This is a genomic window from Micromonospora sp. CNZ285, from assembly GCF_004637285.1.
Map to the genome: position 1 here is coordinate 1,295,571 of NZ_SPQD01000001.1, position 25,546 is coordinate 1,321,116.

General features: G+C 74.3%; 26 protein-coding genes and 1 pseudogene. 14 read left to right on the forward strand and 13 right to left on the reverse strand.

Annotation, left to right across the window (positions count from 1 at the left end):
• On the forward strand, positions 1-1,440 hold the full coding sequence (locus CLT75_RS05790; RefSeq protein WP_135239839.1) for a serine/threonine-protein kinase: 1,440 nt from the start codon (positions 1-3) through the stop codon (positions 1,438-1,440).
• A 3-nt stretch (positions 1,441-1,443) separates the two neighbouring features.
• On the opposite strand, the gene CLT75_RS05795 is transcribed toward CLT75_RS05790, so the two are convergent.
• The gene (locus tag CLT75_RS05795; RefSeq protein ID WP_135239840.1) at positions 1,444-2,136 is read right to left on the reverse strand and encodes a carbon-nitrogen hydrolase family protein; all 693 of its coding nucleotides are present in this window, start codon (positions 2,134-2,136) and stop codon (positions 1,444-1,446) included.
• A gap of 66 nt (positions 2,137-2,202) precedes the next feature.
• Here CLT75_RS05795 and CLT75_RS05800 point away from each other — a divergent pair, with 66 nt between their 5' ends.
• The gene (locus CLT75_RS05800; protein WP_135239841.1) at positions 2,203-2,976 is read left to right on the forward strand and encodes a DedA family protein; all 774 of its coding nucleotides are present in this window, start codon (positions 2,203-2,205) and stop codon (positions 2,974-2,976) included.
• Between the two features lie 7 nt (positions 2,977-2,983).
• On the opposite strand, the gene CLT75_RS05805 is transcribed toward CLT75_RS05800, so the two are convergent.
• Positions 2,984-4,336 carry a hypothetical protein gene (locus CLT75_RS05805; protein ID WP_135239842.1) on the reverse strand — a complete coding sequence of 451 codons (1,353 nt, stop codon included), beginning with the start codon at positions 4,334-4,336 and terminating at the stop codon, positions 2,984-2,986.
• A gap of 153 nt (positions 4,337-4,489) precedes the next feature.
• A complete protein-coding gene (gene gdhA / locus CLT75_RS05810) occupies positions 4,490-5,821 on the reverse strand; it encodes an NADP-specific glutamate dehydrogenase (RefSeq protein ID WP_135239843.1) in 1,332 nt (443 codons plus the stop codon).
• Positions 5,822-5,913: 92 nt separating this feature from the next.
• Here gdhA and CLT75_RS05815 point away from each other — a divergent pair, with 92 nt between their 5' ends.
• The 4 genes from CLT75_RS05815 to CLT75_RS05830 are packed head-to-tail and all read left to right on the forward strand — an operon-like array spanning position 5,914 to position 8,820.
• Entirely contained in the window at positions 5,914-6,255 is a 342-nt protein-coding gene (locus CLT75_RS05815; protein ID WP_135239844.1) for a MazG-like family protein, read from the forward strand.
• 30 nt (positions 6,256-6,285) lie between these two features.
• A complete protein-coding gene (locus CLT75_RS05820; protein ID WP_135239845.1) occupies positions 6,286-7,119 on the forward strand; it encodes a hypothetical protein in 834 nt (277 codons plus the stop codon).
• Positions 7,120-7,134: 15 nt separating this feature from the next.
• A complete protein-coding gene (locus CLT75_RS05825) occupies positions 7,135-8,106 on the forward strand; it encodes a pirin family protein (protein WP_135239846.1) in 972 nt (323 codons plus the stop codon).
• A gap of 45 nt (positions 8,107-8,151) precedes the next feature.
• Positions 8,152-8,820 carry a hypothetical protein gene (locus CLT75_RS05830; RefSeq protein WP_135239847.1) on the forward strand — a complete coding sequence of 223 codons (669 nt, stop codon included), beginning with the start codon at positions 8,152-8,154 and terminating at the stop codon, positions 8,818-8,820.
• Positions 8,821-9,139: 319 nt separating this feature from the next.
• Here the strand turns inward: CLT75_RS05830 and CLT75_RS05835 are convergent, their stop codons facing one another.
• Positions 9,140-9,409, reverse strand: a complete 270-nt coding sequence (locus CLT75_RS05835; RefSeq protein ID WP_135239848.1) for a DUF2795 domain-containing protein — start codon at positions 9,407-9,409, stop codon at positions 9,140-9,142.
• Between the two features lie 177 nt (positions 9,410-9,586).
• Between CLT75_RS05835 and CLT75_RS05840 the strand changes: the two genes are divergently transcribed.
• A complete protein-coding gene (locus CLT75_RS05840; RefSeq protein ID WP_135239849.1) occupies positions 9,587-9,991 on the forward strand; it encodes a DUF2267 domain-containing protein in 405 nt (134 codons plus the stop codon).
• Positions 9,992-10,003: 12 nt separating this feature from the next.
• Here the strand turns inward: CLT75_RS05840 and CLT75_RS05845 are convergent, their stop codons facing one another.
• Positions 10,004-11,164, reverse strand: coding sequence for a CaiB/BaiF CoA transferase family protein (locus CLT75_RS05845; protein ID WP_135239850.1), 1,161 nt, complete (start codon positions 11,162-11,164; stop codon positions 10,004-10,006).
• Between the two features lie 243 nt (positions 11,165-11,407).
• Between CLT75_RS05845 and CLT75_RS05850 the strand changes: the two genes are divergently transcribed.
• The 4 genes and pseudogenes from CLT75_RS05850 to CLT75_RS33050 form a co-directional block, all read left to right on the forward strand.
• Positions 11,408-12,442 carry a TerC family protein gene (locus CLT75_RS05850; RefSeq protein ID WP_135239851.1) on the forward strand — a complete coding sequence of 345 codons (1,035 nt, stop codon included), beginning with the start codon at positions 11,408-11,410 and terminating at the stop codon, positions 12,440-12,442.
• Between the two features lie 49 nt (positions 12,443-12,491).
• Positions 12,492-13,091 carry a sulfite oxidase-like oxidoreductase gene (locus CLT75_RS05855; RefSeq protein WP_135239852.1) on the forward strand — a complete coding sequence of 200 codons (600 nt, stop codon included), beginning with the start codon at positions 12,492-12,494 and terminating at the stop codon, positions 13,089-13,091.
• Positions 13,092-13,131: 40 nt separating this feature from the next.
• The gene (locus CLT75_RS05860; RefSeq protein WP_209310434.1) at positions 13,132-13,851 is read left to right on the forward strand and encodes a ferredoxin reductase; all 720 of its coding nucleotides are present in this window, start codon (positions 13,132-13,134) and stop codon (positions 13,849-13,851) included.
• A 46-nt stretch (positions 13,852-13,897) separates the two neighbouring features.
• Positions 13,898-14,068 (forward strand): annotated as a pseudogene (locus tag CLT75_RS33050) (DUF6510 family protein); the annotation flags it as partial.
• Here the strand turns inward: CLT75_RS33050 and CLT75_RS05865 are convergent.
• Together CLT75_RS05865 and CLT75_RS05870 are read right to left on the reverse strand one after the other, a co-directional pair.
• Entirely contained in the window at positions 13,994-15,796 is a 1,803-nt protein-coding gene (locus tag CLT75_RS05865; protein ID WP_135239854.1) for a glycosyltransferase family 2 protein, read from the reverse strand. The pseudogene CLT75_RS33050 and the gene CLT75_RS05865 overlap by 75 nt on opposite strands.
• Positions 15,797-16,005: 209 nt before the next feature.
• The gene (locus tag CLT75_RS05870; RefSeq protein WP_135239855.1) at positions 16,006-16,662 is read right to left on the reverse strand and encodes a C39 family peptidase; all 657 of its coding nucleotides are present in this window, start codon (positions 16,660-16,662) and stop codon (positions 16,006-16,008) included.
• Positions 16,663-17,614: 952 nt separating this feature from the next.
• On the opposite strand from CLT75_RS05870, the gene CLT75_RS33055 reads away from it, so the two are divergent.
• Positions 17,615-18,166 (forward strand): GNAT family N-acetyltransferase, encoded by a 552-nt coding sequence (locus tag CLT75_RS33055; RefSeq protein ID WP_486485068.1) that lies wholly within the window; start codon positions 17,615-17,617, stop codon positions 18,164-18,166.
• A 10-nt stretch (positions 18,167-18,176) separates the two neighbouring features.
• On the opposite strand, the gene CLT75_RS05880 is transcribed toward CLT75_RS33055, so the two are convergent.
• Positions 18,177-19,622 carry a M20/M25/M40 family metallo-hydrolase gene (locus CLT75_RS05880; RefSeq protein WP_135239857.1) on the reverse strand — a complete coding sequence of 482 codons (1,446 nt, stop codon included), beginning with the start codon at positions 19,620-19,622 and terminating at the stop codon, positions 18,177-18,179.
• Between the two features lie 100 nt (positions 19,623-19,722).
• Between CLT75_RS05880 and CLT75_RS05885 the strand changes: the two genes are divergently transcribed.
• Positions 19,723-21,021 carry an NAD(P)/FAD-dependent oxidoreductase gene (locus CLT75_RS05885; protein WP_135239858.1) on the forward strand — a complete coding sequence of 433 codons (1,299 nt, stop codon included), beginning with the start codon at positions 19,723-19,725 and terminating at the stop codon, positions 21,019-21,021.
• Between the two features lie 32 nt (positions 21,022-21,053).
• On the opposite strand, the gene CLT75_RS05890 is transcribed toward CLT75_RS05885, so the two are convergent.
• The 3 genes from CLT75_RS05890 to CLT75_RS05900 all read right to left on the reverse strand — a co-directional run bounded on the left by CLT75_RS05890 (position 21,054) and on the right by CLT75_RS05900 (position 24,112).
• A complete protein-coding gene (locus tag CLT75_RS05890; protein ID WP_486485069.1) occupies positions 21,054-22,241 on the reverse strand; it encodes an AI-2E family transporter in 1,188 nt (395 codons plus the stop codon).
• Positions 22,242-22,280: 39 nt separating this feature from the next.
• A complete protein-coding gene (locus CLT75_RS05895; RefSeq protein ID WP_209310275.1) occupies positions 22,281-23,069 on the reverse strand; it encodes a fused MFS/spermidine synthase in 789 nt (262 codons plus the stop codon).
• 71 nt (positions 23,070-23,140) lie between these two features.
• Positions 23,141-24,112: a DUF2267 domain-containing protein gene (locus tag CLT75_RS05900; protein WP_135239860.1), complete on the reverse strand. Its 972-nt coding sequence runs from the start codon at positions 24,110-24,112 to the stop codon at positions 23,141-23,143.
• 184 nt (positions 24,113-24,296) lie between these two features.
• Here CLT75_RS05900 and CLT75_RS05905 point away from each other — a divergent pair, with 184 nt between their 5' ends.
• Positions 24,297-24,599 carry a hypothetical protein gene (locus CLT75_RS05905; RefSeq protein WP_135239861.1) on the forward strand — a complete coding sequence of 101 codons (303 nt, stop codon included), beginning with the start codon at positions 24,297-24,299 and terminating at the stop codon, positions 24,597-24,599.
• A gap of 96 nt (positions 24,600-24,695) precedes the next feature.
• On the opposite strand, the gene CLT75_RS05910 is transcribed toward CLT75_RS05905, so the two are convergent.
• Together CLT75_RS05910 and CLT75_RS05915 are read right to left on the reverse strand one after the other, a co-directional pair.
• On the reverse strand, positions 24,696-25,043 hold the full coding sequence (locus CLT75_RS05910) for an STAS domain-containing protein (RefSeq protein WP_357208704.1): 348 nt from the start codon (positions 25,041-25,043) through the stop codon (positions 24,696-24,698).
• A gap of 43 nt (positions 25,044-25,086) precedes the next feature.
• On the reverse strand, positions 25,087-25,431 hold the full coding sequence (locus CLT75_RS05915; protein WP_135239862.1) for an STAS domain-containing protein: 345 nt from the start codon (positions 25,429-25,431) through the stop codon (positions 25,087-25,089).
• Between the last annotated feature and the right edge of the window lie 115 nt (positions 25,432-25,546).

Sequence of the window (25,546 nt, forward strand, 5' to 3'; positions counted from 1 at the left end):
ATGTCGCCGTTCACGCCCGCCCTGCGCCTGCACGACCGGTACGTCCTGCGCGAACGTATCGGCCTCGGCGGGATGTCCGAGGTGTGGCGCGCCGACGACGAGGTGCTGCACCGGCCCGTCGCGGTCAAGGCCCTCGCCGGGCAGCTCGCCGCCGACCCGCAACTGCGCGCGGTCATCCAGCGCGAGGCCCGCGCGGCGGCGCGGCTCACCCACCCGCACGTGACCCAGGTGTACGACTACGGCGAGGCGACGCTGGACAGCGGCGTCGTCGTCCCGTACCTGGTGATGGAGCTGGTGGAGGGTCAGACGCTCGCCGACCGGCTGAACGGCGGGCCGCTGGCCTGGCCGGACGCGGTCCGTACGGCCGGGCAGGTCGCCGGGGCGCTGGCCGCGGCGCACCGGATCGGCGTGGTGCACCGCGACGTCAAGCCGGCGAACGTGATGCTCACCGAGACCGGCGCGAAGGTGCTCGACTTCGGCATCGCCGCGCCCGCCGGCCCGCACCCGGTCACCGGGCAGACCGGCGCGCTGCTGATGGGCACCCCCGCCTACTTCGCCCCGGAACGCCTCGACCCGGGCCCGGCGAACCCGGCCGGCGACGTGTACGCGCTCGGTGTGCTGCTGTACCGCAGCCTCACCGGCCGGGCGCCGCTGCCGGTGCGCAGCTGGGACGACGTGCTGGACGTGCGGCGCAACCGGCCGACCGTGCCGCCGCTGCGGGTGCCCGGCCTGCCGCCGGAGATCGCCGACCTGGTCCTGGCCTGCCTGCACGTGGACCCGGAGCGGCGGCCCACCGCGGCCCGGCTCGCCGACCGGCTCGGCGCGGGCCGCCCGGTGGACCCGCCGACCGCGATCCTGCCGACAGTGGCGCCGGCCGCGCACCCGCCCACCCTGATCGAGCGGTCCCCGGCCGCCGCGTCCCGCCCGGTCCCGCCGGCACGTCCCGTTGCGCCGCCGCGCCCGGCGGTCTCGTCGAACCGGCTGCTCGGGCTGCTCGTCGCCGGTGCCCTGGTCCTGCTGCTCGCGGTGGTGGGCTCGCTGGTGTGGGGCGACGGCTCCGGCACGCCGCCGGCCACCGCGCCCACCGCGGGCCCGTCGACCGGTGCCGCCGAGCCGCCCGCCCCGGAGCCCAGCAGCGCCGCGCCGCCGTCGACGGTGCCCGAGCCGGTGACCCTGCGTCAGCTCGGCGACCGTTTCGGTGAGCTGATCGACCGGGCCGAGTCGATCGGGCTGGTCGACGGCAAGACCGCCGACGACCTGCGCAAGAAGGCCGCCGAGCTGGACCGGGGCAAGCCGAAGGACCGGAGCAAGCGGGTCGAGGACCTGCGCGAGAAGATCGACGACGCGGCCGAGGACGAGAAGATCGACCCGGTCACCGCCACCGCGCTGCGCAAGCTGCTCGACGGTTACGAGCGGCTGCGCGGCGCCGACGAGGGCTGACCGTCACCGCAGCGTGGCGGCGACCACCTCGCCGACGCCGGTGCCGGCCCGGACCACCGGCTCACCCGCCGGTGACCAGATACCGGAACCACCCGCGGCGCGCGAGTACCCGCCTCCGGTCGAGCCGGCGAAACTGGCCGTCACCACCCACACGCCGTGCGCGGCGGCGACCCGGCGGGCGCGTTCCTCGGGCACCGCCGCGTCGTCCGCCGACTCCAGCACCCCGGCCAGGTAGGCGTCCGCGCCCAGCGCCACCGTGGCCGCCGCGTGCTCCGGCGTGCCGGTGTCCTTGCACACCGCCAGCCCCAGCCGCCAGCCGTCCACATCGAGCACTGCCGGCTCCCGGCCCGGTCGCATGTGCCGCGGCTCCGCGCCACCCAGGCACATCTTCCGGTACGCGACCCGCACGCCCTCGGCGTCGACCGCGAGCACCCCGATGTGCGGGCCGGGCACCGGCGCCCCGGCCAGCGCCAGCGTCCCGGTCTCGGCGCAGGCCGTCCGCAGCGCCGCGAGCCTCGGATCGGCCGGGTCCAGCGGCGTGGCGGTCAGCTCGTACCCGGTCAGCGACATCTCCGGGAAGACCACCACGCGGGCCCCGGCGGCGCGCACCGCGTCGGCGTGCCGGGCGGCGTTGCCCTCGACGTCGTGGGAGCGGGTCAGCGGCTGGGCGACGGCGATCCGCAGCGGCGTACGCATGACGTACACGATAATGGTTTCCATGACGCGTGGTCGTCCGCGGCTTCGCCCCGTAACGTTGGTCCGATGATCGGAAACGCACAGCTGCTCGCCGTCCCCCGGGTGAGCACCGCGCGGGCCGCGGAACCGTCCGGCGACGGGGTGACCGGATGGGTCACCGGCCTGATGGAACGGCTCGGTGGGCCGGGCGCCGGGCTCGCGGTCGCCCTGGAGAACCTGTTCCCGCCCATCCCCAGCGAGGTGATCCTGCCGCTGGCCGGCTTCACCGCGAGCCAGGGCCGGATGAGCCTGGTCGGCGCGATCGTCTGGACCACGCTCGGGTCGATCGTGGGTGCGCTGGCGCTGTACTACATCGGCGCGGCCCTCGGGCGGGACCGGATGCGTGCCCTCGCCGCGCGGCTGCCGCTGATCAAGCTGGAGGACGTGGACCGCACCGAGGAGTGGTTCCTGCGCCACGGCGTCAAGGCGGTGTTCTTCGGCCGGATGATTCCGATCTTCCGCAGTCTCATCTCCATCCCGGCCGGGGTGGAACGGATGCCGGTGCCGGTGTTCCTGCTCTACACCGCGCTGGGCAGTCTGATCTGGAACACCACGTTCGTGCTCGCCGGTTACCTGCTGGGCGAGCAGTGGCACGTGGTCGAGGCGTACGCGGGCACGTTCCAGAAGCTGGTCATCGTGGCCGTGCTGGCCGGTGCCTGCTGGTTCGTGGTCAGCCGGGTCCGCCGCTCCCGCCGCACCGCCGGGGCCGCGCCGCAGGAGGCGGAGGCGCCGCCGGAGCCGCAGCCGGCCCCGCAGGGCACCGTCTACCGGGGCGGCTGGTACTCCCGGGCGGAGGACTGAGGCAGGCTCAGCACGGCGGGTAGAGCGGGCGGGTGCCGGTGCCGGCGGCCCGGGCGGCCCGGTCGCTGAACCGGCAGCCGAAGTCCGGCGCCGCCACCGCGCGCCGGTCGGTGACCGCGTCACCGGCCGGGCGCTTCCCGGTACGCACCCAGCGGGCCAGGTCGTCCCAGGCGGCGCCGGCCTCGGCCGGGCTGAACTCGCAGTGCTGCGCGGTGCGCACGGCCCGCTGCACCAGCAGCCGGGACCGTCCGTGCCGGGCCACGTCCCGGGCGTACGCCTGCTCCATACCGAACGGCACGAACAGGTCGCCGAGCCCGTGCAAACTGAGCACCGGCGCGGTGGGCCGCCCGGCGATCCGGGGCACCTCGGTCAGGCCGGGCGAGAGCCGCTGGCGCAGGTTCTCCGGCGCGACCCGCTGCACCGTGGCGTTGAGGTTCACCGGCTGGTCCGGCGTGTACCTGGTGAACAGATTCGTGGCGAGCTGACCGGGCCGCCGGGCGGGGGAGCCCTCCGCCTCGCCGACCGCGATGCCGAACAGGAAGTCCTTCCACACCGCGAACGCGGCGTCGCCGCCCGGCCGCGGCCCGCCGGAGCGCTCCACGGTGACCGCGCGCAGCTGCTTGCCGAGGTCGTTCGTGGTGTCCGGGCCGCCCGGCGTCAGCCCGGCCAGACCGAGCGTGACCTGGATGCGGGGCACCGCCGAGGTGAGGTAGTCGGGCGGCGTCGGGTACGCGCGCACCCCGGCGAGCGCCTGCGCCACCAGGTTGTAGTCCAGGAAGAAGTCGAACAGCTCCTGGTCGCCGAGCACCCCGCACATCGGCAGCGCCCCGGCGTAGAAGCCCGGGTACTGCTCCAGCGACCGGCCGATGACGTGACCGCCCATCGACGCCCCGGCGATGAGCACCCGGTGCGGGCGGCGGACGGTACGGCTGAACAGATCGGCCAGGGCGCGGGTGCCGCGTACGCCGGAGCGCACGTCGTAGCCGTTGCGGTCGTACGACGACGACGCCCACGCGTACCCCTGCGCCACCAGGCGCTGCCGCAGGTCGAAGCCGGGCGGCTCGGGCGACAGCTCGGTGCTCTGGCCGCGGTAGCCGTGCGCCCACATCACCAGCTCGCCGTTCCAGCGCGCCGGGATCTCGATGATGTACCCGGCGTTGTCGTGCACGCCCTGCCGCACGGTGGTGGCGGCTCCGCCGACGACGAGCGGCGGCAGCGGCGGGTTGACGATGGTGTAGCCGGGCAGCGGGCCGCTGCCGTCGTCGCGGCCGGTGGCGGGGGCCGCGCCGGTGAGGCCGAGCGTCAGCGCGAGGGCCGCGCCGACGGCGAGCAGCCGGCGGCGCACGGGTGAGGGCTGCATCGCTGCTCCCCGGGGGGACGGGTGCCACCCCGGGACGGGGGTGACGACGCGGGACGGATGCCTACCGGCCGGTAGCGACCTGAACCTAGGCCGGGCGTCGAGAGCTGTCAATCGCTGACCGACCGCTCGGTCAGCGTCCGTCCCGCGGGCCGCTCACACCAGGCCGTGCGCCAGCATCGCCTCGGCCACCCGCCGGAACCCCTGGATGTTCGCACCGGCCACGTAGTCGCCGGGCAGGCCGAACTCCTCGGCCGTCGCCCAGCACGTGTCGTGCACGTCGCGCATGATCTCGCGCAGCCGCTGCTCCGACTCGCCGAACGTCCACGTGTCGCGGCTGGCGTTCTGCTGCATCTCCAGCCCGCTCACCGCCACGCCGCCGGCGTTCGCGGCCTTGCCCGGGGCGAACCGCACCCCGGCCCGGCCGAAGATCCGCACCGCCTCCGGCGTGGTGGGCATGTTCGCCCCCTCCACCACCGCGACGCAGCCACCCGCGACCAGTGCGGCCGCCTCCGCGCCGCCGATCTCGTTCTGCGTGGCGCACGGCAGCGCCAGGTCGCAGGGCACCTCCCACACGTTGCGGTCCGCGACCGCCACGGCGTTGCGTGCGTGCTCCGCGTACTCGGCCAGCCGGCCCCGGCGCTGCTCCTTCAGCTCGCGCAGCAACGCCAGGTCGACGCCCTTCTCGTCGACCACGTAGCCGCCGGAGTCCGAGCACGCCACCACGGTGCCGCCGAGCTGGTGCACCTTCTCGATCGCGTAGATGGCCACGTTGCCGGAGCCGGACACCACCACCCGCTTGCCCTCCAGACTGTCCCCGGCCTGGCGGAGCATCTCGTCGGCGAAGAACACCGCCCCGTACCCGGTCGCCTCCCGGCGCACCTGCGCGCCCCCGTACGCCAGGCCCTTGCCGGTGAGCACGCCCGCGTCGTACCGGTTGGTGATCCGCTTGTACTGCCCGAACAGGTAGCCGATCTCCCGGCCGCCCACCCCGATGTCACCGGCCGGCACGTCGGTCTGCGGGCCGATGTGCCGGTACAGCTCGGTCATGAAGCTCTGGCAGAACCGCATCACCTCGCGGTCGGAGCGGCCCTTCGGGTCGAAGTCCGCGCCGCCCTTGCCGCCGCCGATGGACAGCCCGGTCAGCGCGTTCTTGAAGATCTGCTCGAACCCGAGGAACTTCACGATGCCCAGGTAGACCGACGGGTGGAAGCGCAGGCCGCCCTTGAACGGGCCGAGCGCGCTGTTGAACTCCACCCGGAAACCGCGGTTGACCCGCACCCGGCCCTGGTCGTCCTCCCACGGCACGCGGAAGATGACCTGCCGTTCCGGCTCGCAGACGCGTTCGACCACCTCGGCGTACTCCGGATGCCGGGCCAGGGCCGGACCGATGCTCTCCAGCACCTCGCGGACCGCCTGGTGGAACTCGGGCTCTCCCGGGTTCCGGGCGACCACGCCGGCGAACACCGACTCGACGGTCTCCGGCATCACGGGCACCTCCTCTCGCCTGGGACGCGGGCCCCCTGGCCTGCGTCGCCCCAGGATACGAACGGTGTGCGGGGTGGGGTTCACTGGTCGGCGTGGACGCCACCATCTGGACGACTGCGCGGGACGCGCGCGCCTGGCTCGACGCCGCGAACGGCCGCGGCGACACCGAACTGACCTGTCGCATCCTCAAGATCGGCGAGGAGGCCGGCGAGGTCGCCGCGGCCTGGATCGGGCTGCTCGGGCAGAACCCGCGCAAGGGGGTGACGCACACCCGCGAGGAGGTCGCCGCCGAACTCGCCGACGTGGCGTTCACCGCGCTCGTGGCGATCGAGAGTCTCGGCCTGGACGCGCAGGCCGTGCTGGCCGGGTGCGCCGGCAAGGTGCGGGAACGGACCGGAGGGGGAATGAACCGGGACGCCGACACGGACGTATGACCCGATGGGGACCGGCGAGAGGGGACGACCATGACCGCATCCGAGGACGACCCCGGCCTGGCCCGACCCCGCTGGTCCGGCGGAGCCCGGCTGCTGGCGGCGGCGGCGGTGCTCGTGGTGGTGCTCGGCGCGGTGGCGGTGGCGGTGACGCTGTCCAACCCGGCCCGGCTCGGCGTGGTCTTCTCCGGCGGCGCCCCGCCGTCGCCCGCTCCCGGCGGCGGCTCCGGCGGGGCCGGCGCCGCCGAGGTGGCCGGCGCCGAGACGCTCGCCGCGCCCCGCGGCAACCGGCAGCGCGCCCAGTTCGAGCTGGTCGACGGGCTGACCCGGTTCACGCTGCGGGCCGCCGACCTCGGCGACGACCTGTACCGGATCGGCGCGCCGGACGGCTCCGGTGTGACACCGCGCCCGCAACTGGTGGGCGACCGCGTCCGGCTGCGGATCGAGGAGAACGGCCGTCCCGGCCCGGCCGCCGTCGAGGTGGTGCTCAACTCCCGGGTCACCTGGCGGCTGCGGCTGATCGGCGGCGTCAGCGAGCAGCGGCTCGACCTGGGCGAGGCCCGGCTCGCCGGGATCGACCTGGTCGGCGGCGCGTCGCGTACCCGGCTGCTGCTGCCCCGGCTCGACGGCTCGCTCACCGTCCGGATGACCGGCGGGGTCAGCGAACTGACAGTCACCGTGCCCGGCGGGCCGCCGGCCCGGGTGCGGGTGGCCTCCGGCGCCGGCTCCCTGACCCTGTACGACGAGCGTCGCGGCGGGATCGCCGCCGGTGACCTGGTCAGTTCGCCGGGCTGGGACCGGGCCGCCGACCGGCTCTACCTCGACCTGGTGGGGGGCGCCAACGCGGTGAGCGTCACCGCGGAGTGAGCGTACAGTCGGGCGGTGGACCGCACCGAATCCCTGCCCGCGCAGACGCTCCCACCGGGCGTCGGCCCGACCGACCCGGGCAGCGTGCTGCTGCCCGGCCACGACGTCCCGCTCGGCCGCTACACCACTGTGCGCCGGCTGCTGCCGCAGCGGCAGCGGCGGATGGTCGGCGCCTGGTGCTTCGTCGACCACTTCGGGCCCGACGACGTGGCCGACCGGCCCGGCATGGAGGTGCCGCCGCACCCGCACACCGGGCTGCAGACCGTCACCTGGCTGCTCGACGGGGAGATCCTGCACCGCGACAGCCTCGGCAACGTCCAGCCCATCCGACCGGGCCAGCTCAACGTGATGACCTCCGGGCGCGGCATCGCCCACTCCGAGCGCTCCCCGCTGGTGCACCCGCCGCTGATGCACGGCGTGCAGCTGTGGGTGGCGCTGCCCGACCCGGCCCGCGCCGGTGACCCGGACTTCGCCCACCACGCCGACCTGCCCCGCTTCCGCGACGGCGACCTGGACGTCACGCTGCTCGTCGGCGACCTCGGCGGGGAACGCTCGCCCGCGGTCGTGCACACCCCGCTGGTCGGCGCGCAGATCGAGGTCCGCGGGCCGGCACCGGCCACGCTGCCGCTGCGTCCGGACTTCGAGTACGGGCTGCTGGCCATGTCCGGCGCCGCCGAGTGCGACGGCACGGCGCTGGCCCCCGGCGCGCTGCTCTACCTGGGCCTCGGGCGGAACGCGCTGACGCTGCGCGCCGAGCCGGGCACCCGGCTGCTGCTGCTCGGCGGCACCCCGTTCGAGGAGCCGCTGGTGATGTGGTGGAACTTCGTCGGACGCTCGCACGAGGAGGTGGTGGCCGCCCGGGAGGACTGGATGGCCGGCTGCCGCTTCGGCGTGGTCGCCGACGACGCGGCGCCGCCGCTGCCCGCGCCCGCGCTGCCCACCACCCGGCTCAAGGCCCGTGATCGCGGCGGTGACGTCCGCGGCTGACCGTCGTACCCCGAATGCCGCGCCGTCGCCGGGGTAGTCGGCGGCATGCCGACAACCACCGCCCCGCGCGACGTCGCGGACAGGAAGCGGCTCGCCCGCCGGCTCGCCGGAGACGGCCGCGGGTTCGCCGAGTGCTTCGGGTTCCGGGTGACGAACAACCCGGCCCAGTTGTTCCAGGTGCTGTACCTGGCCGTCCTGCTGGCCCGCCGGGGCGACTTCCACCGGGCCGTCGACGCGGCCGGCGCGCTGCGCGACGCCGGCTGGGACACCGCGGCCCGGATGGCCCGCTCCCGGCACGAGGACCGGGTACGCGTGCTGCGCGCCGCCGGGCTGCGCGGTGACCTGCCCGCGATCGCCGACACCCTCGGCGACCTGGCCCGCACGATCGTCGAGACGTACCGGGGCGACCTGCGCCGGCTGCGGACCGCCGCGCACCAGGATGCGGGCGAGGAACGGCGGCTGCTGACCGCGCTGCCCGGAGTGGACGACGAGGTGTGCGACCTGTTCCTGCGCGAGGCGCAGGCGCTGTGGCGTGAGGCGGCGCCGGTGGCCGACCGGCGGGCGCTCGCGGCGGCCCGGCGGCTCGGGCTGGGCCGTACCGCGCGCGACCTCGCCGGACTGACCGGCAGCGGCGAGTCGGAGCAACTGTCGTGGCTGGTCGGAGCGCTGGCGCGAGTGGACCTGGAGCGGCGGTACGCGGAGGTGACCGCCTGAGCGCACACGTGCGCCCGGACACACTTCCGCGATTCTCACCCGTTCGGCTGATGTCGCGTCGTATGATGATCGTGGCAGCGATGCCCGCCCGGTTCGGGCGAACATCTCACCGCTCTGCGGTCGCGACCCGGTTTGGGCGTGAACCGCGGAGGGCAGGTGCTGCGTGGCGCCCCAGGTCGCGGTTCGTGACCCGGGGCGCTCGCCTGTCCGGGCACGCCGACCGGCCACAGGGGAGCCCACGCGCGACAGTCGTACGCCGGGCCTGTTTCCGCACGCGCAGAGGCCGGCGGCCGTGTCGCCCGCCGGCCCGCCGCCGTGCTCAGATGCCGCGCAGGTGTTGCGACACGCGCGGGTGGTTGTCCCGGGCCTGCGCCGCGCGCTGCGACCGGCTCACCTCGGGCGCCGCCTCGATGCCGGCCGAGCGGGCCACCTCGGTGCCGTTGGCGTAGTCCACCGGGGGCAGCGCGCGCAGCGCCCGCAACACGTCCGGCGGCGCGCCCTCCCGTTCCGCCTCGCGGATGACGTCGTCCTTGCCGGCCGGGTAGTCCAGCGCGGACAGGTAATCAAGGACATCCGTGTAACTCGCCATGGGTCGGGCTCCTCGTGGCAGTAGTCGGGGTCATGACCGGGCGGCGGTTACCCGTCGTGCCGCCCCTCACGCCCGCGAGCGCGGAAAACCCGCCGTCGTCGCACGCCGGTGGCCGGCGCCGTTTCCGGCGCGCCGTCGCGGGTAGCCGCGGTGGGCGCACCGAAGGGGGTACCACGGATGCACTACCTGACCTTCGTGAGCCGGGTCGCCCGGCTCACCGGCACGAGCGAGGACCGGGCCGCCACACTCACCGGCGCCACGCTGGAGACGCTCTCCGAGCGGCTGACCGGCGGCGAGGTGATGGACCTCGCCGCGCAGCTGCCCAAGCCACTCCAGGGGCTGCTCCGGCCCTATCCGCGCGACGAGGCCGCCGAACGGTTCGGCGCGGCCGAGTTCGCCGCCCGGGTCGCCCGCCGGGCGGACTGCGACGAGAACACCGCCCGGGACGCCGTACGCGCGGTGTTCGTCACGCTGCGCGAGGCGATCCGGGGCGGGGAGTTCCAGGACGTCGTGGTGCAGTTCCCCCGCGACTACCGGGACATGGTCGAACCGGCCCTCGCCCCGGCCGCCGCGCGCCGCTGAACCGGCGGCCGGTCAGCCGATCACACCGGCGTCGCGCAACGCGGCGATCCGGTCGGCGTCGATCCCGGCGCCGGCCAGCACCTCGTCGGTGTGCTCGCCCGGCGACGGCGGCGGGCGCCGGACCGACGTCGGGGTGGCCGAGAAGCGGGGCGCGGGAGCGGGCTGGGTGACGCCGTCCGGCGCCACGAAGACGTCCCGTGCCCGCAGGTGCGGGTGTTCCGGCGCCTCGGCCCAGTCGAGCACCGGCGCCACACAGGCGTCCGTGCCGGCCAGCAGCTCCGTCCACTCCTCGCGGGTACGGGTGCGGAACAGCCGCGCCCAGGCTGCCCGCAGCGCCGGCCAGTCCGCCGGATCGTCCCGGTCCGGCGCGTCGTCGCCGTCCAACGGGAAACCGGTGAGCCGGACCAGTTCGGCGTAGAACTGCGGCTCCAGCGCGCCCACCGCGACGTACCGCCCGTCGGCGCACTCGTACGTGTCGTAGAACGGCGCGCCGCCGTCGAGCAGGTTCACCCCGCGCGGGTCCTGCCACAGCCCGATGCCGCGCAGCGCGTGGATCTGGGTGGCGAGTACCGACACGCCGTCCACGATGGCCGCGTCGACCACCTGGCCGGGCGCGCCGCCGCGCACCGCGTACAGCGCCGCGACCACGCCGAGCGCCAGCATCATGCCCCCGCCGCCGTAGTCGCCGAGCAGGTTCATCGGCGGCACCGGGCGTTCCCCGGCCCGGCCCACGCCGTGCAGCGCCCCGGTCAGCGCCAGGTAGTCGATGTCGTGCCCGGCGCGCTGCGCCAGCGGCCCGTCCTGCCCCCAGCCGGTCATCCGTCCGTACACCAGGCGGGGGTTGGCGGCGAGGCAGGCGTCCGGGCCGAGGCCGAGTCGTTCGGTCACCCCGGGCCGGAAGCCCTCCACCAGCGCGTCCGCGCCGGCGACCAGGTCGAGCACCAGGTCATGCCCCTCTGGCTGCTTCAGGTCGACGGCGATCGAGCGGCGGTTGCGGTTCAGCAGGTCGCCGGGGAAGGCGCCGAACCCACCCCCGCCGGCCCGGTCGACGCGCACCACGTCGGCGCCGAGGTCGGCCAGCATCATCGCCGCGAACGGACCGGGGCCGATCCCGGCCAGCTCGATCACCCGTACGCCGGTCAGTGGTCCCTGATTGGTCACCCGCGTCACCATAGGGGCAGGGGTGACCCGGGCGCCACGCCCTCCGCCGGCGCCCAGTGGTTGACCAGGGCAATCATGCGTGTCCCGACTTGGCGTCCGGTCCGGCGGTGACCTAGCCTTGTGCAGGCGAGGGGAGTACTTCCCACGAATCATTCCGGTCAGTACGGCGAGCCGCCGAGGCGAGCCCCGGGTGGTTGCCCACGAAAACGTGGGTGAAGGAGACCTCGAACATGACACGGTGTTCGAGGAGGCTCCATGCCCGAATTGTCGCCCCTGGCCGCGGCCGGGTTGTCGTCTGTCGGCACGCCCACGCTGTGGGCCGTGACGATCGTCGGCGTGTTCGTCCTGCTGGTGCTCGACTTCCTGGTCACCAGGAAGCCGCACGAGGTCTCGATCCGTGAGGCGCTGGGCTGGTCGGCCTTCTACATCGCCCTGCCGCTGGCCTTCGGCGCCTGGGTCTGGTCCCGCTACGGCAGCCAGCAGGGCATCGAGTACCTCACCGGTTACCTGGTCGAGAAGTCCCTCTCGGTCGACAACCTGTTCGTCTTCATGCTGCTGCTGGCCGCGTTCGCGGTGCCCGCGGTGCTCGCCCAGCGGGTGCTGCTCTACGGCATCGCCGGCGCCCTGGTGCTGCGCGGTGTGTTCATCGCGCTCGGCGCCGCCGCGCTCCAGACGCTCGACTTCGCCTTCCTGCTGTTCGCGCTCATCCTGATCGCCACCGCGGTCAAGCTGCTGCGCGACGCCCTCTCCGGGCACGAGCAGGAGGTCGACATCAACAAGATGCGGTCGGTGCGGCTGCTCCGCAAGATCATGCCGGTGGTCGACGACTACCACGGCACCCGGATGACGATCCGGCAGGGCGGCCGGCGGGCGCTCACGCCGTTCGCGCTGGTCGTGGTCGCCGTGCTGGCCACGGACATCGTGTTCGCCGTCGACTCGGTGCCCGCCGTCTACGGCATCACCGAGGATCCGTACCTGGTCTTCGCCACGAACGCCTTCGCGCTGCTGGGCCTGCGGGCGCTGTACTTCGTGCTGCACGCCGCGCTGAGCCGGCTCGTGCACCTCAGCTACGGCCTGGCCGCCATCCTGGCGTTCATCGGCGTCAAGCTCGGCCTGCACTGGGCGCACGGCATCTGGAAGGGCGTGCCGGAGATCCCGACGCTCGCCTCGCTCGGCGTGATCATCGGTGTCCTGGTGATCGTCACCATCACCAGCCTGCGGGCCACCCGGGACAGCGGCGACGGCAAGCGCACGGTCGTGCACGAGGGGTCGGGCGGGGGTTCGGCCTGACTCGGTGGGAAACCTGCGCCGGCGCGACCGGCAGTGGTACGACTGACGGGTGGGAATCGTCTCGCCCGGCTTCCAGGGCCGGCCCCGTTCGTCCGCGCCCGACCTGCCACCGGGGCAGTACCTCACCGAGGACTTCCCGGTGCTCTCCGCCGGCCCGACGCCACGCGTGCCGCTGGACACCTGGGAGTTCGTGCTGACCAGCGAGACCGGCGCGGAGTACCGCTGGTCCTGGGACGAGATGATGGGCCTGCCGCAGGACACCCCGACGGTGGACCTGCACTGCGTCACCCGCTGGTCCAAGCTCGGCACCACCTGGCAGGGCGTCTCCCTGGACACGCTGCTCGACGGCGTCGACACCGGGGCCCGGTACGCGCTCGCGCACTCCTACGGCGGGTACACCACCAACCTGCCGCTCGACGACCTGCGCGGCGGACGGGCCTGGGTGGTGCACACGTACGACGGAGGGCCGCTGCCGGCCGAGCACGGCGGACCGGCGCGGCTGCTCGTGCCGCACCTGTACCTGTGGAAGTCGGCGAAGTGGGTGCACGGCATCCGGCTGCTCGCCGACGACCGGCCCGGCTTCTGGGAGACCGCCGGCTACCACGACTACGGCGACCCGTGGCGCGAGCAGCGCTACCAGGGCGACTGAGGTGACGGCGCAGGCCGAGGGCCGCCGCGTCGCGCCGCTGATGTGGCGGGTCGCCCGGCTGGTCGAGCGGCGGATCGAGACGTCCACCGCGCAGACGCTGGTGCTGGACGTGCCCGGCTGGCCCGGACACCTGCCCGGGCAGCACGTCGACCTGCGCCTCACCGCCGAGGACGGCTACCAGGCCGCCCGGTCGTACTCGCTGGCCGGCCCCGCCGACGGCGAGCGGACCGAGGTGACGGTGCAGCGGGTGCCCGACGGTGAGGTGTCGCCGTACCTGACCGACACCTACGCCGAGGGCGACCCGCTGGAGGTACGCGGACCGGTCGGCGGCTGGTTCGTCTGGCGTACCGAGGACACCGCGCCGGTGCTGCTCGTCGGCGGCGGATCCGGCGTGGTGCCGCTGATGGCGATGATCCGCGCCCGTCGCGCCGCGGGCAGTCGCACGCCGTTCCGGCTCGTCTACTCGGTGCGCACCCCGGACGACGTCATCTACGCCGACGAGCTGCGCCGCCGCGCCCGCGACGACCAGGGCCTGGACGTCGCGTACGTCTACACCCGGTCCGCGCCCGAGGGCTGGCGCGGCGAGCCGCACCGGATCGGCCTGGCCGACGTGAACAGCCACGGCTGGCCGCCCGACCTGGAGCCGCTGTGCTACGTGTGCGGCCCCACCGGATTCGTGGAGACCGTGGCCGACCTGCTGGTGGGGCTGGGTCACCCGACCCGGCGCGTGCGGACCGAACGGTTCGGCCCGACCGGCTGAGACCCGAGGAGGGCGAATGACCGACCTGTCCTACGTGGATGGCAACATGCTCGACGGGCCGCTGCGCGAGTTGTTCGCGGTCGACCTGAGCGCCACCACCGGGCGCTGCGACACCTGCGGGACGACCGGCCCGATGGCCGGGCTACACGTCTACTCGCACGCTCCGGGCCTGGTCGGGCGCTGCCCCGCCTGCTCCGGGGTGATGGTGCGACTGGTCCGCGCGCCGCAGCGGGCCTGGCTGGACCTGCGCGGCACCACGTACCTCCAGGTGCCCATGCCGGCCGAGCAGGGTTTCCGCGCCGCGTCCTGACGCCTGCGCCGTGGCTGGGCCGCGTCCTGACGTCTGCGCCGTGGCTGGGCCGCGCCTGCCGCGCCGGCGCAGCCGCCCGACGAGCTGACCCACAGTCACCGGCACCACGGAGAGCACGAGCTGACCGTTGCGCGGGTCGACTGTCGCCGCCACCCCGTACAGCCGGGCGCCGTGCCGCAGCAGCCGGGGCCGCCCGGCGGCGAGCCGAGGTGCGCGCACCGCGGCCCCGCCGCGCCCGTGACCGCCGTCCACCTCGGCGCGTACCGGATGGCGCTGCCCGCTGGCGGCGCTGGCGGCCAGGAGCCCGTCCAGCGCGAAGTCCGTGCGCAGCGTGCGGCCGGTCGGATCGCCGGCGTCCATCCGGGTGGCGCCCACGACCGGACCGGCCAGCATCCGCACCGGCCCGGCCTCCGTGGCGAACCGGGGGTACGGGCTGCGCGTGGTCACCGTCAGCGTGTGCCCGTCGGTCCAGCTCACGTCGACGGTGTCCAGCCGCGCCAGCCAGTCGGCGCGCACGTCGGTGACGTCGGTCCACCGGGCCGGGGCGCCCGGGTAGCCCGCGTGCCAGCGGTCACCGGCGAACACCGTCGCCGGTACGCCCCGGCCGCTGTCCTGCTCGATGACCGCCAGCAGGTCGTCGACCCCGCCCGCGGTGACCGCGCCCAGGCGCAGCCGGGCCTCGATGTCGAGCCGGTCCCGCAGGCAGTCGGTGACGTGCCGCCGTACCAGCCGCGCCACCGTCGCGTGCACCCGCTCCTGCGCGGCCCGGTCCAGGTGCCGGAAGTCGTCGCCGACCAGGTTCGCCAGCTCCAGCCCGGCGTGGCGGCTCAGCACCGCGTCCCGGCGCTCCCCGGCGGGGATCAGCTCGGCCACGTACGCGAACAGCCGTTCCACGCTGACCAGGCGCTGCTCCACCCGGCTGTGGTAGGTGATGTTGCGGGCGTCCAGCCGGCGTACCGCCTGGTAGTAGTCGTAGTCGGCGAGCACCGAGATCCGCCGGGCGTGGTAGCAGGCGGCGAGCGTGAACGGCTGGTCGCTGAGCACCGGCATGTCCTCCGGGAACCGCAGCCCGAGCCGGTCCACCAGGTCGCGCCGGAACAGCTTCGTGTTCGCCAGCGACCACGGCAGCGCCGAGTCGAACAGGCTCACGTCGACCGCGTTGCCGTCGGCGAACACGTCCGAGAACACGTGCCGGCCGTTGACCCCCACCACCTTGCCGAGCACCACGTCCGAGCCGTACCGGTCCGCGGCGGCGACCAGACGCTCCAGGGCCTCCGGGCCGAGCCGGTCGTCCGAGCCGAGGAAGAACACGTACCGGCCGGTGGCCAGGTCCAGTCCCCGGTTGCAGGGCGACGCCGGGCCACCGGAGTTGGACTGGTGGACCACCCGCATCGTGCCGGGGTGCTTGGCGGCGTACCGGTCGAGCAGGCGGCCGCTCCCGTCGGTGGACCCGTCGTCCACCGCCACGATCTCCATCCGGTCCGGCCCGATGGTCTGCCGCAGCACCGAGTCGAGGCAGGACCGCAGATAGCGCAGCGTGTTGTAGACAGGCACGACGACACTCACATCGGGGCGGCTCGTCGCCGGTGGGCGCTGCGTGGTCGGTGGGCGGTGCGTCGCCTCCTCGGCTGCCACGGCTGCTCCTTCACGGTCGCCCGGACGATCCGGCGCGACCCAGCGTGGTGGAGCGACAGGTCCGGGTGACGACACCGGCGTGACGGCGAGGTGACCGGAAGGCAGCCGTTGGATACGCGCGAAAGGGCCCGACCCCGTGGTGGGGGTCGGGCCCTTCCGGTGTGCGTGCTATCGCCCTTGCTCGGCAGCCGTGGGGGCGGCGCTGTTGCTTAGCTGGTGCTGTAGCCGCGGGTGGCGATCCAGTCGGCGAGGTTGTCGATGCTCATCCGGTAGGTGGCGGTGTTCGGGTTGGCGCTGTCGGCGATGGTGACGGTGTTGCCGTTGTCGCGGTAGCCGATGACGCTGATGTAGTGGCCGCCTTCGAAGGAGTGGGTGGTGCCGTCGGTGTCGGTGGCGGTACCGGCGATGTTGGCGACCACGGCCCGGCCGGCGTCGACGGTCTTGACCACGTCGGCGCGGAGCTTGTCGGTCTGCTTGTCGTCGGCCTTGGGGGTGCTGATCTCGACCGACTTGTAGGCGTCCTTGGCGCCGGTCTCCTTGTTCAGCACGGGGGTGATGTCGTTGATGCTGTTGGTGCCGGCCTCGGTGGTGCCCATCTCCTTGGCCATGGCGTGCACGTCGATGTTCTTGCCCTGCACGCTCAGGGCGTTGCGGGCGGCGGCGGGGCCGCAGAAGTAGAAGTTGGGCTGGGCCTCGTAGCGGACGTCGAGTTCCCGCTCGCCGTGGCCCTTGCGGTCCGCCACCACGCTGGTGGTGCTGGTGGTGGGGGCGGCGTGGGCGGCGATCGCGGGGCCGGCGATGCCTCCGGCGGTGGCGGCGATACCGGCAGCGGTCAGAACGGTCTTACGCAGCAGAGTGGTAGCCATGATGGTTGCCTCCCTGAGTGGGGGAAACGCGGCGAAGGGGACGCCGCGAGAAGGGGGAAAGTCTTGGGGGTGCCCGTCGACAGGGCTGGCGCACGGGCGGCCTGGGGGCCTGCTGTCCGCGGCTCGGGGATGTAACGACGACCGGCCCGGCGTCATTCCCGTCGGCGGTGTGACGGCGTCCGGGCCGGGGTCATTCCCGGGGGACGGCGGTGCCCGACGCTCCGGCGATGTAACGACGTCGGGGCCGGGCCGATTCCCCTGACCTGTCCGGGCGCCCGGGCGGCCGGCGTCTGGCGCTCGACGGTGCCGGGGCCGTCAGCCATGTACAACGCCCCGCGCCCGCCACCGATTCCACCCTCACGGTGGCACCGACCACAGCCCCACCAGGGCCAGCGAAACGAACATCAAGCACCAAACCGCCCAGCCGGATGCGGACGGTTCGCCCGAGCCGCGGTGGATCCGCCGAATGTCAGCCCTCGAACGCCAGCCGTCACAGATTCGGCCCTCGAATGCCCGCCGTCACAATCCACCCCCGCCCGCCCACGCGATCTTGCAGTTTGGTGCCCGGCGAACCTCGCAAAGCAGGCATCCCCGGGGCGCCAAGTGCAAGATCGCGCAAGCGTCGGTCCGTTACCCGCGGCGGCACAGAGCCAACGGATGCCGACCGCGGGCTACAGGCGTTCTTCCGCAGAATGAGATCGGCAGGCCGCTCGCCTTGGGGCGAGGCGGTCGCGGCGTTGCGACCCGCATTTCCTGGGGTGGTGGACCGGCCGGGACGGGCGGCGCGTCGGGGCCGGGACGGTTGGCCTCACGTCGGGACAGGGGGGCGGAGTTCGTGTCGGAGGTGGGCGCTGGCGCGGGGCACGAACTCCTGGCGCGGCGGCCCGTGTCGCGGCGGGGAGCGCAGCACCCCGGATGCGGTGGGGTGGACGCGGTGGCGGAGAGTGGCGCTGTGCGATATCTGCGCAGCGACGGACGTGTCGCCATCCGCCGTCCCCGTCCGGCCGACGAGGCGGAGTTCGTCGCCGCCGCCCGGCGCAGCCGCGACCTGCACCATCCGTGGCTCTCGGCGCCCGATGACGCGCAGCGGTACGCGGCGTACCTGCGCAAGATCCGGGGGCGGGACAGCTCCGGGTTCCTGCTCTGCGACCGGGCCACCGGGGAGATCGCCGGATACGCGAACATCAGCGGCATCGTGCTCGGCGCGCTGCGCGGTGGTTACCTCGGATACGCGGCGTTCCGCCCGTACGTGGGCACCGGGCACGCCTCGGCCGGGGTGCGGCTGGTGATCGAGTACGCGTTCGGGCCGCTCGGTCTGCACCGGCTGGAGGCGAACATCCAGCCCGGCAACGAGCCGTCGAAGCGGCTGGCGCGCCGGCTCGGCTTCCGGCTGGAGGGGTTCTCGCCGGACTACCTGTTCATCGACGGCGCGTGGCGCGACCACGAACGCTGGGCGATCACCGCCCCGGAGCCGGATCGGGCGGAACCGGCGCCGGGGCGGTGACCGGCCGGCCTCAGCTGCCGGGCTTCGGGAAGGCGACCGGGCTGCGGTGCCCGTCCCGGTCCACCGCCCGTACGCCGAAGAACACGTTGTCCTTGGACAGGTCGATGGTCACCTCGGTGACGTCGCCGACCGGCAGCACCTTCTGCCACTGGTCGGCGGTGGTCTCCCGCCACACCACCTCGTACCCGGCCAGGTCCGGCTCGGGGCCGCGCTGCCATCGCAGCGTGGTGTCGTTTGTCAGGTTCGTGGTCACCACGGTGACGCCCTTCGGCGTGCCCGGGGCCTGGGCCAGTGACCACAGCGTCGCGGCGTTCACCCGCGCCACCCGGGCGATGTAGCCGAAGTCGCAGAACTCGGGCAGGTCGCCGTACTGCACCCCGTCGACGACGCGCACGTCCTGGTGCTGGTGCGCGAAGTCCTCGTTGGGCTCGGTGAACCGGCCGGCCGGCCAGCCCTCGCGCAGGAACGAGATGTGGTCGCTGCCGCGCAGGTAGCGGTCCCGCCGGTAGATGACGCGTACGTCCATGCCGGTGGCGGAGTTCTCGGCCACATCGGTGACGAACCGGGCGAGCTGCCGCGACGGCGAGTCGTTCTCGCCGCCGACGGACTGCCGCACGCTCGCCTCGGCCGGGGTCTCGGCGGTCGGCACGCCCTCGGCGAACAACCGCACGGTACGCGGGTCGCGGGTGCCGTCGTCGGCGGTGCTGGACCCGACGATGTCGTTGCTGAACATCGCCTGCACGTCGGCGCCGGCCGCCTTCAACTGCGAGGCCAGGTACGCCGAGCCGTACAGTCCCTGCTCCTCGGCGGCGACGGCGGCGAGCACGATGGTGGCCTCGGTGCGGCGGGTGGACAGCACCCGGGCCAGCTCCATCACCACCGCCACGCCGGAGGCGTCGTCGTCGGCGCCCGGCGCGTCGCTGACCGCGTCCATCACGTCGGTGGCCCGGGAGTCGTAGTGGCCGGTGATGACGTACACCCGCTCGGGCGTGACGTCGCCGCGCAGGGTCGCCACCACGTTGGTGATGGTGGTGGGGACGGGGATGCGGGAGGCGGGCTGCTGCACGTACGACTGCAGTTCGACGCTCATCCGGCCGCCGGACGCGGCCGCGTACCCGGAGAGCTGGGCGTGGATCCAGTCGCGGGCGGCGCCGATGCCGCGTACCGGATCGGTCTGGCTGGACAGGGTGTGGCGGGTGCCGAACGCGGCGAGCCGGCGCACGACGGCCTCGATCCGGCGGCTGTCGATCTCGCGTAGCAGCGCGGTCAGCTCGCGGCCGGGCCGCTGCGGCCGGGCCGGACGGCCCGGGCCCGGGGGAGCGCCGGTCGCGGCGGCGGCCGGGGCGGCGGCGAGCGGGGTGGCGACGGCGGCGGCGGTGGCCGCGGCGGAGGCGGTGAGGAAGGTACGCCGGCTGGACCTCGTGGGCCGACCCTCGGCGGTCTCGTGGTTTCCCATCCCGGCATCCTCGCGCCGATCACGAGGAATGTCCATATAGCCGCCGATGGATGGATCATGGGCACGTTTGTCGCAGGTCTGCCCGGGAACGGCAGCAGGCATGACGAAACCACGGGTGGTGATCGTGGGGGCCGGGTTCGCCGGGTACCACGCGGCCAAGACGTTGCGCCGACTGGCCCGCGACCGGGCCGAGATCGTCCTGCTGAACACGACCGACTACTTCCTCTACCTGCCGCTGCTGCCCGAGGTGGCGGCCGGCGTGGTGGAGCCGACCCGGATCGCCGTGCCGCTCGCCGGCACGCTCGACGGCGTCCGCGTGGTGGTCGGCGAGGCGGACCGGGTCGACCTGCAGAACCGGTGGGTCGGCTACCGCTCGATCGAGGGCGACCACGGGCAGCTCGCGTACGACCGCCTCGTGCTCAGCGTCGGCAGCGTCAACAAGCTGCTGCCGATCCCCGGCGTGACCGAGTACGCCCACGGCTTCCGCGGCCTGCCCGAGGCGCTGTTCCTGCACGACCACGTGGTCCGGCAGGTCGAGCTGGCCGAGCTGACCGAGGACCCGGCCGAGCAGCGGGCCCGCGCCACGTTCGTCGTGGTCGGCGCCGGCTACACCGGCACGGAGGTGGCCGCGCACGGGCAGCTGTTCACCGACCGGCTGATGGCCCAGCGCCCGCACCTGAAGGTCCGGCCGCGCTGGATGCTGCTGGACGTGGCGCCCCGGGTGCTGCCCGAACTGGACCGGCGGATGTCGGTGACCGCCGACCGGGTGCTGCGCAAACGCGGCGTGGACGTGCGGATGGGCACCTCGGTCGCGGAGGCCACCCCGGACGGCGTGATGCTCACCGACGGCGAGTACGTCCCGACGTGCAGCCTGATCTGGTGCGTCGGCGTACGCCCCGACCCGTTCGTGGCCGAGCTGGGGCTGCGCACCGAGAAGGGCCGGCTGGTGGTCGACGAGTTCCTCAACGTCCCCGGCTACCCGGAGGTGTTCGCCTGCGGCGACGCCGCCGCCGTGCCCGACCCGACCCGCCCCGGGCAGGTGTGCGCGATGACCGCGCAGCACGCCCAGCGGCAGGGCAAGCTGGCCGCGCACAACATCGCCGCCTCGTACGGGCAGGGCGTGCGCAAGTCGTACAAGCACCACGACCTGGGCTGGGTGGTGGACCTGGGCGGCAAGGACGCGGCGGCGAACCCGCTGAAGGTGCCGCTCGCCGGGCTGCCCGCCAAGGCCGTCACCCGCGGCTACCACCTGCTGGCCATGCCCGGTAACCGCCCCCGGGTGGCGGCGGACTGGGCGCTGGACGCGACGCTGCCCCGGCCCGCCGTGCAGCTCGGCCTGGTCCCGGCGAACGCGGTGCCGCTGGAGAGCGAGTCACCGGAGCTGGCCCGCCGCCGCTGAGCCGCGCACGCACCCGCCGGCCGGCCCGTCCGTCACCCGCCGGCCGGCGGCCGTTCCGGCGTCCTGGCGCCCCTGGCCTCCGGCCGAGCCGGCGATCCCGTGGCGGGCTCCGGCGCGATCGCACCGACGGCCGGACCGGTGCCGGGTGGACCCGCCGGTTCGGCCGGATCGCCGTCGGCGGGCTGCGGCAGCGCCTGCCGCCCGGCGGGCGCGAACTCGCGCAGCAGCACCTGCACGATACCGGCGGCCGGGATCGCCAGCAGCGCCCCCAGCAGCCCGGCCAGCTCGACCGACAGCAGCACGCTGACCAGCACCGTCAACGGGTTCAGCCGCACCGCGCGGGCCATGATCACCGGTTGCAGCAGGTGGTTCTCCACCTGCTGGTACACCACGAAGAAGACAAGCACCACGAGGCCGGCGGTGGGGGAGTGCAGGAACGCCGCGCCGGCCGCGGCGAGCGCGCCGAGCGTGGCGCCGACGAGCGGGATCAGGTCGAACACGGCGACCGTCAGCGCGATCACCGCGGCGAACGGCACACCGAGCAGGAACAGCACGACGAACGTCAGACCGCCGCAGATCACGCTGATCAGCAGGTTGCCGCTCAGGTAGCCGGTGACGATCCGGGACGAGTCACGCCCGATGCGCCGCAGCCGTGCCGCCGCGCCGTCGCCGGTGAGCCGCAGCGTGGCGGCCACGATCTTCGGCGCCTCCAGGACCATCAGGTACGCCAGCACCACCACGGTGACCAGCGCGGCGACCGCCTGGGCCACGCTGCGGACCACCCCGACCGTCGGGTCGCCGAGCCGGGCGCCGTACCGGCGGAGCTGGCCGGGTTCGGCGTACCGGAGCAGGTGGAAGCGGTCCAGCAGCCGCCCGAGCGGTCCCTGCCCGGCCTGCGCCTCGCGTACGAGGTCCGGCGCCCGGTCGGCGAACCGGCCCACCTCGTCCACCAGCGGCACCACGATCAGCGCGCCGACGGCGGCGAACAGCGCGAACGCGGCCAGGAACACCAGCAGCGTGGCGAGCGCGCGGCGGCGTACCCGACGTTCGAGACGGTCCACGAGCGGTTTGAGGGCGACCGCGAAGAACACCGCCACCAGCCCCCACACCAGCACCCGCCGGGTGGCCCAGACCAGCGCCAGCCCGACCCCGGTGGCGAGGACCAGACCGATCACGATCAGCGTCCGGCGCGCGATGGACCGATCGTCGGCGGCGCTCATCCGGCGCGGCTACCCGCGCTGGGGGTACGAAAACCCGGCTCAGCCCAGGTCGGCGTCGGTGACCGGGTGGGCGCCCGTGGCGAACGCGTCGAGCGTCGCGCCGTGCAGCACCGTTCCGGGCACCGGGTCGGCGGCGACGCGGGTGGCGAGCCGGATCACCGGGATCCGGCCCGCCGCGGGCGTGGCGGCGAGCACCACGTTGCCGTAGCGGCGTCCGCGCAGCATCCGCCGGTCGGCGACCAGGCAGACGTCGGCGAACACCGCCCGCAGCGTCGCCACCTGTGACCGGGTGTGCGCCAGCGGCGGCAGGTCGGTGAGGTTGATCAGGTAGAGGCCGTCCGGGCGCAGCACCCGGGCCACCTGCGCCGCGAACTCGACCGCCGCCACCTGCGGCGGCATCCGGGCCGCCCGGTACACGTCGGCCACCACCACGTCGTACGTCCCGGACGGCTCCTCGGCGACCGCCTCCCGGGCGTCGCCGAGCGCGACCACCACCTCCGGCGGCAGCCGCGGCAGCCTCCGCCGGACCAGCTCGACCACGCCCGGTTCGCGCTCGATCACCCGCTGCGCCGAACCGGGCCGGGTGCTCGCGAGCCAGCGCGGCAGGGTGAGCGCGCCGCCGCCCAGGTGCAGGGCGGTCAGCGCCGCGCCGCGCGGGGCGGCGAGGTCGATCGCGGCGGCGATCCGCCGCACGTACTCGAAGTGCAGGTACCGGGCGTCGGCCACGTCCACGTACGACTGCTCGACCCCGTCGGCCAGCAGTGTGCGCCCGGACGGGCGGGCCGGGTCCACCACGATCTCCAGAGTCTCGGTGTCGTCGTGATCCACGGCGGGACACGGTACCGCGCGGTCGCGGGCGGCCCCGGCCCGCGTGGGACCGGGGCCGTTCCGCCGCCGGGTCAGCCGGCCGCCATCCCGGCGCCGGCCTCGTCGACTGCCGCGTCCACCCGGTGCGCGAGGTCCACGTCCGCCGCCGTCACGCCGTCGACCTGCTGGGTCCGGACCGTCAGCACGGCGTTGTCCGGGTCCGGCCGCCCGATCTGCGGCGAGCGTCCGACGTCGGACTTGAGCCGGTCCAGCCGGTCGAGCACCCGGTCCAGGTTGCCGCCGGGCAGCTCGATCGTGCGCACGAGCGAGCGCCGGTCGCTGGACCAGTAGGGCAGCGTCGCGAGCGCGTCGCGCAGCTCCGCCTCGGTCAGCGGCGCGGTGGCCGAGGACGCGCCCACCAGGCCGCCGCCGAAGTCGGTCGGCCCGAGCAGGTCACGCAACTCGTCGGGTACGCGCAGCGACTCGACCAGTTCCGCGTCGGCCTCGGCGAGCGCGGCGAGCGTCGCCTCGGCCTGGTAGCGGGCCTGCTCCGGGGTGAGGCGGCTGTACCGCCCGACCTCGGCCAGGAAGCCGGGCAGGTCGCGGCGGCGTTCCAGGCCGTACACCGGCACCACGTCGTGCAGCGTCAGCGGCACCGCCTCCAGCAGCCGCTCCCGTTCCGCCTCGTCCAGCGCCCGGGCCAGGGCCAGCACGGTGCCCTCCGCCGCGACCTTGGCCGTGGTGAAGTCCACCCCGGCGCGCCGGCTCACGTCGTCGACGAGATCCCGGTAGCCCATCGAGACCCCGGGTGACGGCGTCGGGTCCGGCAGCGGGCGCGGACGCTCCGCGACGGCGACCGGCGGCGGCGCCGGGCCACCCCGGGTAGTGTCCGGCTTGTGCCGTCCGGCCGGCGGCGGGCCGGACCGGTCGTGCTGGTCCAGCGAGGTGACCTGCTTGGACCCGCTCAGGCTGGCGCCGATCTGGCTCGGCCGCAGCCCTCGTTCGCGGGCCTCGCGGGCCAGGGCCCGGCGGCGCTGGTTGTCGCCCTCCATCTGCTTGCGCATCGTCGCACCTCGTTCCTGGGTCGGTTGCGCTTGCGCCGACCGCGTTCCCGGCGCTGCCGGGAAGGTAACGGCGGACCGCCCGGGCGGACGCTTCATTCGCTGCGGGTGAGGAGCGCTCACCCCGGCGGGCGGCAGGCTCGGACGGACCGGACAACTTCCGACGCACGCGGAAGGGCAGGTCGACATGAAACGGATCGTGGAGATCGTCCCCGCCCGTCCCGGCTGGTACGCCCGTTGGCGGATCGGCCCGGACGACACCCGCTCCTACCCGGTGACCCTGTGGGCGCTGCTGGAGCACCACGACGGCAGTGGACGCGAGGTGGTCGGCGTCGACTGTGTCGGGCAGTGGCCCGGCGCGGACGACGACGACATGAGTGGGGACTTCGTCCGTTATCTGTTCCAGACGCCTGATTCCGGCGCGCCGGAGGACGTCGAGCCTCCACTCGCGGGACAGTCGCGGCACCGGCAGGCCGAGCCTGCCGCCTGAGCCATCCTCCCGGCCCCCGGCCCCTGGTCCCAGGGTCGGGGGCCACCCCTGTCCGCCTGTCGCTCCAGCCCGCGTGACGGGTCGAGCCGGCCCGGGTCAGCCGACCTCGCGGACGCCGCCGGTCAGGGCGCGCGGCGGGGCAGCCAGCAGTTCGGCCAGGCCGGTGCGGTCCAGCAGGTGCCTGATCTGCGGGTTCAGATTGAACAGGCGGATCGCCCCGGTGCCGGCCCGGTGGATCACCACGAGCGCGCTCAGGCCGGAGGAGTCGCAGAGGTGCACCCCGGCGAAGTCGAGTTCCAGCTCCTGGTGACCGTCGCGGCGCAGCTCCGCCACGGCCTCGACGAGTTCCGGCGCGGTGTCGAAGTCCAGCTCCCCGGCCAGCCGCACCCGGGCGGAACCGGCGCCGAGCCGGTCCACCTCGATGGTCAACATCTGGGAGGGCACGTTCCCATGTTCCCAGCCGGGCCCGGCCGGGAAACCCCCGGGGTCACGCGGACGCGGTCGTACCCGGCGCGGGAAGGCCCGGCGCGTCGTCGACCGGCGAGCGGTCGAGCAGGCCGGTGACGCCGGTCAGGTCGAGGATGGTCTCCAGGAAGCGCGGGACCGCGCGCAGCTCGATGACGGTGCCGGCCTGCTGGCCCTCCCGCCAGGCGTGCACGATCACGGACAGGCCGGTGCTGTCCATGAACTCCAGGTCGCCGAAGTCGAACACCAGCGTCGTCGGGCGCCCGGCGAGCAGTTCGTCGATCTCGGCGCGCAGCGGGGAAGCCGTGGCGTACGCCAGGTCGCCACCGACCACGACCACCGGAACGGCCGGGTCTGATCGATCCACGGAGATGCTCAGCGGGCTCGCCTCGGGCCCTCTCCGTTGAGGAAGCACGTCACGCCTTTCCGTGGGGCTGCCGGCCGGGACCGGGATGACAGGATCGTAACAACGGCGGCATCAC